Here is a 4,626-nt window from a genome sequence, read left to right on the forward strand (position 1 = left end):
ACAAACAGCCGCTCGCCGCGCTGCGGCACATCATCCCGCATCACCACGGTGAGCGGTTCGTCATACCAGCCGATGGGTTGCACCACCAGTTGGGTGTAATGGCCTTTCGGGCTGGATTCCAGTACCTGCACCGGCAAGGGTGAATCCAGGCTGGTGCGGCGGCTGACATCCACTTCCCACGGGCGCAGAAACAGGTCGACATCGCCCTGGTGCGCCGGGGTATAGCCCAACGGCCAGCGGTGCGCGCCAACGTGGAACTGCCCGCCGCGCACCACGCCCTTCAGACGGTTGACCTCGCCCATAAACTCCAGCACAAAGCGGGTGGCGGGCTCGCGCCATACCTGCTCCGGCGCATCGACCTGCTCGATGTGCCCCTGGCTCATCACCACCACGCGGTCGGCCACTTCCATCGCCTCTTCCTGGTCGTGGGTCACGAACACACTGGTGAATTTAAGCTCTTCATGCAGCTGACGCAGCCAGCGGCGAAGCTCTTTACGCACCTGGGCATCCAGCGCGCCGAATGGCTCATCCAGCAGCAGAATTTGCGGCTCCACCGCCAGCGCGCGCGCCAGCGCCACGCGCTGCTTCTGTCCGCCGGATAATTGGGCGGGAAAACGGTCGGCGAGATGCGCCAGTTGCACCATCTCCAGCAGCTTCGTCACTTTTTCTTTGATGGCCGCGGCATTGGGGCGTTCACGACGCGGCAGCACCGTCAGGCCGAAAGCGATATTGTCAAATACCGTCATATGGCGAAACAGCGCGTAATGCTGAAAGACAAAGCCGACTTTACGATCGCGGGCATGCACACGGCTGACGTCGGTGCCGTGGAAGCGAATCTGTCCGCTGGTCTGATGCTCAAGTCCGGCAATGATCCGCAGCAGGGTGGTTTTTCCTGAACCAGAGGGGCCAAGTAGCGCCACCATCTGACCAGACGGAATATCCAGGGAGATATCGTTCAGCACCTGAGTGCGCCCAAACGACTTCTTAATGCTGGCAATCTCAATGCTCATGCTGTCTCTCCTGTTGCGCGTGTTTTTCCTGATTTTCCAGCCGCCACTGCAACATACTCTTCAAAAACAGGGTCAAAATAGCCATTAACGTCAGCAGGGCCGCCGCAGTAAACGAGCCGACGGTGTTGTAATCCTGCTGAAGCAACTCAATCTGTAGCGGCAGAGAAAGCGTCTCCCCGCGAATCGAACCTGACACCACCGATACCGCGCCAAACTCGCCGATGGCGCGGGCGTTGGTCAGCACCACGCCATACAGCAGCGCCCAGCGGATATTCGGCAGCGTGACGCGGCAGAACATCTGCCAGCCGGAGGCGCCCAGCAACACGGCGGCTTCATCCTCATTGCTGCCCTGGCTCAGCATCACCGGCACCAGCTCGCGCACCACAAACGGACAGGTGACGAAGAGGGTCGCCAGCACCATGCCTGGCCAGGCAAACATGATTTGCAGGTTGTTGGCCTCTAGCCAGCCGCCCAGCGGGCCGTTGGAGCCATAAAACAACAGATACACCAGCCCCGCCACCACCGGTGACACCGCAAAAGGGATATCCAGCAGCGTCAGCAACAGCTGGCGGCCCGGGAAGGTAAAACGCGTCACCAGCCAGGCCAGCAGCGTACCGAAAACCAGGTTTATCGGGACGGTAATCAGCGCAATCATCACCGTCAGCCAGATAGCGTGCAGCATGTCCGGGTCGGCAAGATTGTGCAGCACCGGCATCAGCCCATGGCTAAACGCCTGCACAAAGATGTAGATCATCGGCACCAGCAGGATAAAGGCGGAAACCAGCATCCCGCTGCCTATCAGAAACCATTTTCCCCAGTTGATACGGGGAGCGTCATAGCGCTTTAATTGTGTAACGTCCGCCATTAGTGACCTACCACCCGTCGACCAAAGCGACTTTGCAAGGTATTGATGGAAAACAGCAGTAGCAGCGACGCCGCCAGGATGACGGAGGCAATCGCGCTCGCCGCCGGATAGTCAAACTCCTGCAGGCGCACAAAAATCATCAGCGAGGTCACTTCCGTTTTCCACGCAATGTTGCCGGCGATAAAAATCACCGCGCCAAACTCGCCGAGGCTGCGGGTAAAGGACAGCGCCACCCCCGCCAACAGCGCCGGAGAAAGCTCCGGCAGCACCACTTTGCGAAAACTTTGCAGACGCGTCGCCCCCAGCGTTTCCGCCGCCTCTTCGTACTCCGGTCCTAACTCTTCCAGCACTGGCTGCACGGTGCGCACCACAAAGGGAATACTGGTGAACGCCATCGCCACCGCGATGCCAAGCCAGGTATAGGTGACTTTAATATCGAATTTCGCCAGCCACTCGCCGTAGAAACCGTTGACCGAGAACAGCGACGCCAGCGTCAGGCCCGCCACGGCGGTCGGCAGCGCAAACGGCAGATCCATCAGCGCATCGAGCAGCGTACGCCCGGGAAACCGATAGCGCGTCAGGATCCACGCCATCAGCAGGCCAAACACGCCGTTGAATAGCGATGCGACAAACGCCGACAGCAGCGTCACTTTGTACGCGGCCACCACCTGCGGATTGCTAATCACCTCCCAGTACTGCGCCCAGCTCATCTGCGAAAGCTGGATGACCAGCGCGCTAAGCGGCAGCAATAAAATCAGGCAGACAAACAGCAGACTGGTGCCGAGGCTTAAGCTAAAGCCTGGCAGCACGCGTTTTGTCGAAGCGGCAAACATTAGCTACGCCCCGCCGCCAGCAGTTTGTCCAGCTCGCCGCCGCTGGCAAAATGGGTTTTCATCACCTCAGCCCAACTGCCGAACTTATCCTCCACCCGGAACAGCTCCGTTTGTGGGAACTTGTCTTTCTGCTGCGCCATCACGTCCGGGTTGTTTACCCGGTAGTAGTAATCGGTAATGATCGCCTGCGCCTGCGGGCTGTAGAGCCAGTTCAGATACGCCTTTGCCGCTTTCTCCGTGTCGTTGGCCTTCACGTTTTTATCCACCCAAGCAACCGGGAACTCCGCCAGAATGTTGGTCTTCGGCACCACAACTTCATACCCCTGCGCTTCATACTGCTTGCGGATGTTATTCACCTCCGACTCGAAGCTAATCAGCACATCGCCCAGCCCGCGTTCAGCAAAGGTGGTGGTCGCGCCGCGCCCGCCGGTATCAAATACCTCAACGTTTTTCAGGAACTGGGTCATAAACTGTTCGGTTTTCGCCTTATCGCCGCCGTCGGCTTTATCCGCGGCGCCCCACGCGGCCAGCCAGGTGTAACGGGCGTTGCCGGACGTTTTCGGGTTCGGGAAAATCAGCTTCACGTCGGACCGCACCAGGTCACTCCAGTCGTGGATATTTTTGGGGTTCCCCTTACGCACCAGGAACGCCATAGTGGAGTAAAACGGCGAGCTGTTGTTCGGCAGACGGGTTTGCCAGTCGGCCGCAATGAGGTTGCCTTTGTCGTGCAGGATTTGCACGTCGGTCACCTGGTTATACGTGACAACGTCTGCTTTTAAGCCCTGCAAAATGGCCAGCGCCTGCTTGGAAGAACCGGCATGTGACTGTTTAATCGTCAGCTTATCGCCGCCGTTATCTTTCGCCCACTGCTGTGCAAACGGCGGGTTGAGGGCGGCAAAAAGCTCGCGGGACACGTCATAGGAGCTATTCAACAGCTCAGTCGCCTGCGCCTGCGCGACCAGCAGTACCGACGCCGCCAGCGCCAGATATCCTTTTTTCAGTGAGTTAACGGCCATGACGCCCTCTTATAAACAGGTTGATTCGCTTATCGCCAGTTTATTTATAACGGGTGGCAAACATATAACGGTTTTATATACCGTTTAGCGATTTGGAAGTTTAAAAGGGAATAAGCGCCTATCGCGGTGGGGTAATTTTGGTAACCTTGTCCCACCACCTACCCCCTCAGCCAACAAGGAACACCCCATGCGTCAACGGACGATCGTCTGCCCGATTATTCAGAACAATGGCGACTACCTGCTGTGCAAAATGGCCGACGACAGAGGCGTTTTCCCCGGACAATGGGCAATCTCCGGCGGCGGTATGGAGCCAGGCGAAACGATGGAGCAGGCGCTGCTGCGCGAAATTGGCGAAGAACTGGGCGAGAAGCTGGAGATTACCCGGATTACGCCCTGGCATTTTCGCGACGACGTGCGGATGAAAACCTACGCCGACCGCACGCAGGAGGAGATTTACATGATTTATCTGATGTTCGACTGCGAAAGCCGCAACCGTGACGTGACCTTTAATGAAGAGTTTCAGGAGGTGGCCTGGGTTAGCCCGCAGGATTTGCACCGCTACGATCTGAACATCGCCACCCGCCAGACCTTTATCGATAAAGGTCTGCTGTAGACGATTCCGGAGACAAAAAAGGCAGCCCCGCGGCTTAATGCCACTCAGTTAAGCAAAATAATGAATTTTTATTCATTATTTTGCTTTAAAGACCCTCCCTTTGAAAAAAGGGTGGAACCGTTCCGTTCACTTTTCCTCCTCAGCTTCCTGTCAATTTCTCTGCGGTGAACGTGTCAAAGGCGCTCGCCGCCGCGCCCTTGACAATCCCGGCTCCCGGCAAAGAAAACCGCCGCTTCGCGGTACCCTCGGCTTATTGCGCCTGGCTTTCGGGTCGGGTACGACGTCACAT

5 protein-coding genes are annotated in these 4,626 nt (G+C 57.6%); 1 reads left to right on the plus strand and 4 read right to left on the minus strand.

Features of this window, described 5'->3' with window-relative positions:
- The 4 genes from cysA to JO226_RS18525 form a co-directional block, all read right to left on the minus strand.
- On the minus strand, window positions 1-1,010 hold a 1,010-nt coding region (gene cysA, locus JO226_RS18510; protein ID WP_293641226.1), incomplete at its 3' end, for a sulfate/thiosulfate ABC transporter ATP-binding protein CysA.
- On the minus strand, window positions 1,000-1,875 hold the full coding sequence (gene cysW / locus JO226_RS18515) for a sulfate/thiosulfate ABC transporter permease CysW (RefSeq protein ID WP_293641228.1): 876 nt from the start codon (window positions 1,873-1,875) through the stop codon (window positions 1,000-1,002). The genes cysW and cysA, both read right to left, overlap by 11 nt.
- Complete coding sequence (cysT, locus tag JO226_RS18520) at window positions 1,875-2,708, minus strand: sulfate/thiosulfate ABC transporter permease CysT (RefSeq protein WP_293641230.1); 834 nt, start codon at window positions 2,706-2,708, stop codon at window positions 1,875-1,877. The genes cysW and cysT overlap by 1 nt, the downstream gene beginning before the upstream one ends.
- Entirely contained in the window at window positions 2,708-3,724 is a 1,017-nt protein-coding gene (locus tag JO226_RS18525) for a sulfate ABC transporter substrate-binding protein (protein ID WP_293641233.1), read from the minus strand. Before JO226_RS18525 ends, cysT begins: the two co-directional genes overlap by 1 nt.
- 187 nt (window positions 3,725-3,911) lie before the next feature.
- Between JO226_RS18525 and nudI the strand changes: the two genes are divergently transcribed.
- Window positions 3,912-4,337 (plus strand): nucleoside triphosphatase NudI, encoded by a 426-nt coding sequence (gene nudI, locus JO226_RS18530; RefSeq protein WP_293641236.1) that lies wholly within the window; start codon window positions 3,912-3,914, stop codon window positions 4,335-4,337.
- The last annotated feature ends 289 nt before the right edge of the window (window positions 4,338-4,626 follow it).

Source organism: Pluralibacter sp., from assembly GCF_019237635.1.
Lineage (GTDB): Bacteria > Pseudomonadota > Gammaproteobacteria > Enterobacterales > Enterobacteriaceae > Enterobacter_B.